Source organism: Corallococcus sicarius (assembly GCF_003611735.1).
In the GTDB taxonomy this organism is placed as follows: domain Bacteria; phylum Myxococcota; class Myxococcia; order Myxococcales; family Myxococcaceae; genus Corallococcus; species Corallococcus sicarius.
Genome location: NZ_RAWG01000580.1, coordinates 1 through 2,246, shown reverse-complemented (window position 1 = coordinate 2,246; position 2,246 = coordinate 1). Strand labels below are relative to the sequence as shown.

The following is a 2,246-nucleotide window of genomic DNA, read 5'->3' as shown; positions in this document are numbered from 1 at the left end:
GTGCCAGTGCCCGGACGCCCCGAGCCTCCCGTCCCGCCCGTGCCGCTGCCCGGCCGGCCCGGCACCGAGCCCCCTCCCGTGGTGGGCGGCGGGCAGTCCGACGGGGGCGGTTCGCAGTCCGACGGCGCGGGCGACGGACGGCCCGGCCGCTGCGGACGGCCGTACTTCTCGAAGTCCGCGGCCAGCCGCTTCGACTCCACCTGGAGGGCCCTCACGTCGATGCGGTCGTCGTTGAAGTTCGGCACCAGCGGCAGGCCGAGCAGCGTCTTCTTCGCCGTGTCCGCCTGTTCGAAGAAGGTCCGGTTCTCCACCATGAACTTCGCCGCGTCCCGCAGCAGGGGCGACACGTTCGCGTCCTGCGCGACGCGCTGGAGGTCGCCGTGCGACAGCGAGCCGTCCTTGCGGCCATCCATCAGGTCCAGGTAGCCGAAGTTCGCCTCCAGCGTGCGCAGCGCGTCCGCGTAGTCCAGGAGCCGCGGATCCAACGGGCTGCGGGCCCCGGGCGCCCCCTGCGTGGAGCCCGCGCTCGAGGACGGCGCGTAGCCTGCCCCCGCCGTCGCCGCGTCCTTCGGCGCGCAGTACTCCGTCTTCGCGGGTGGGTTCTTCTTCAGTTCGTCCGCGACGCCCAGGGCGCCGCTGGCCGCCATCATCACGTTGCCGGTCATCACCCCCGCGGCCGTCTTGATGGAGTTGGTAAGGACCGGGGGTAGCCCCAGGGCATTGCCTGCCAGGTCGACCACGGAGGACATCGGGCCGCCCAGCAGGTTCGCCACGCCTTTGAGGATGTCGAGCATCGGAACTCCCGCGCGACGGGTTGAAGTGGGTGCTGCCGGATGCCGCGCGCCGTCTCTTCGGACGGGACAGGGGCATTGCAGCGGCGATGCCGGCGGTGGCACCGGGCGCGGTGAGACAAATCCAGGGGTTGGGTGCGAGGACTGTCCGCATGCGTCCCCTGGCGCGGACGGGGCGGTCCCACGCGGAGGATTGCGGCTAGAGTCCGGCGCCCATGCGCACCTTCGGGCTCGACTACGGCACCAAGACCATCGGGGTGGCCGTCTCGGATGGACTGGGGCTCACCGCCCAGACGGTCACCACCGTGCGACGCACGTCGCTCAAGGCGGACCTCGCGGAGCTGTCCCTGCTCGTGAAGGAGTACGAAGTCACGCGCATCGTCCTGGGGCTGCCGCTCAACATGAACGGCTCCGAGGGTCCACGCGCGGAGGCCTCACGCAAATTCGCGGACGTGCTGGGCCAGTCCCTGGGACTCCCCGTGGAGCTGTGGGACGAGCGGCTGTCCACCGTGGCCGCCCAGCGCACGCTGCTGGAGGCCGACGTCAGCCGCGCCAAGCGCCGGGAGGTCATCGACCAGCTCGCCGCGCAGTTCATCCTGCAGGGCTGGCTGGACGCGCACCGCGCCCCGGGTGACATGGGCTACGACCCGGACGACTACGACCCGGAGGCTTGAGGCGCTCCGGGTGACCCGCCGTCAGCCCCCTACGGCTGGCGACGGTAGACGTGCAGCGGCGCCAGGAAGCCGTCCTGCTCCACGTACGCCACGCCGTCGAGCGTCAACGTCCGCCCCTCCAGCCGCACGCCCGGATCCTTCAGCAGGTTGCCCTGGTCGAAGCGCACCAGCACGTCCGGCTTCGCGTCCTGGAGGCGCTGGCGGAAGGTGTCCCAGCGCACGCGCGCCAGGCGCATCTCCGGCAGCCCGGAGAAGAAGGCGAGCTGCAGGTCCATGTACCGCGGATCGTCGTCCACGGCCGCCGCGCCGCCCCGCGCCGCCACCTCCTCCTTGAGGAAGCGCGCCACCTGCATCACCGCCACCGGGTTGGTGGACGTGGGGCTCACCGGGCGCAGCGAGTCGTGCAGCCCGCCCTCGACGCGGAACGTGTAGATGCCCAGCGCCACGGGCATCACCACCGCCAGCACCGCGGTCACCCCCACCACCGCGCGGCGCGCGAAGGCGCCCCGGCCCGCCACCACCGCCGCGAAGCCGGGGGCCAGGAAGACGGGCAGCAGCACCAGCTGCGTCACCGTGAAGCGCGCCAGCGGCACGAAGCTCAGCATCACCGCCGCGCGGAAGGTGAAGTACAGCGTGGGCACCACCGCCAGGGCCACCAGCCAGCGCGTCTCCGGGTGCTGCTTCCACGCCTTCACCATGCCCACCGCGCCCAGGAGCGCCACGCCGGGCGTCAGCGTGAACAGCGCCACCCCGGGCCAGAACCTGTCTCTTATACACATCT

At 72.0% G+C, this 2,246-nt stretch carries 1 protein-coding gene and 2 pseudogenes; 1 reads left to right on the top strand and 2 read right to left on the bottom strand.

The features are described from left to right. A pseudogene (locus tag D7X12_RS40920) lies at positions 1-794 on the bottom strand (hypothetical protein); the annotation flags it as partial. Positions 795-1,006: 212 nt separating this feature from the next. Between D7X12_RS40920 and ruvX the strand changes: the two are divergent. Next, on the top strand, positions 1,007-1,465 hold the full coding sequence (gene ruvX / locus D7X12_RS40915) for a Holliday junction resolvase RuvX (RefSeq protein ID WP_120630512.1): 459 nt from the start codon (positions 1,007-1,009) through the stop codon (positions 1,463-1,465). 29 nt (positions 1,466-1,494) lie between these two features. On the opposite strand, the pseudogene D7X12_RS45680 reads toward ruvX, so the two are convergent. Then, a pseudogene (locus tag D7X12_RS45680) lies at positions 1,495-2,246 on the bottom strand (ArnT family glycosyltransferase); the annotation flags it as partial.

Bases quoted from the DNA above. Each gene is read 5' to 3' on its own strand.
- ruvX (WP_120630512.1), top strand. From the start codon at position 1,007: ATGCGCACCTTCGGGCTCGACTACGGCACCAAGACCATCGGGGTGGCC.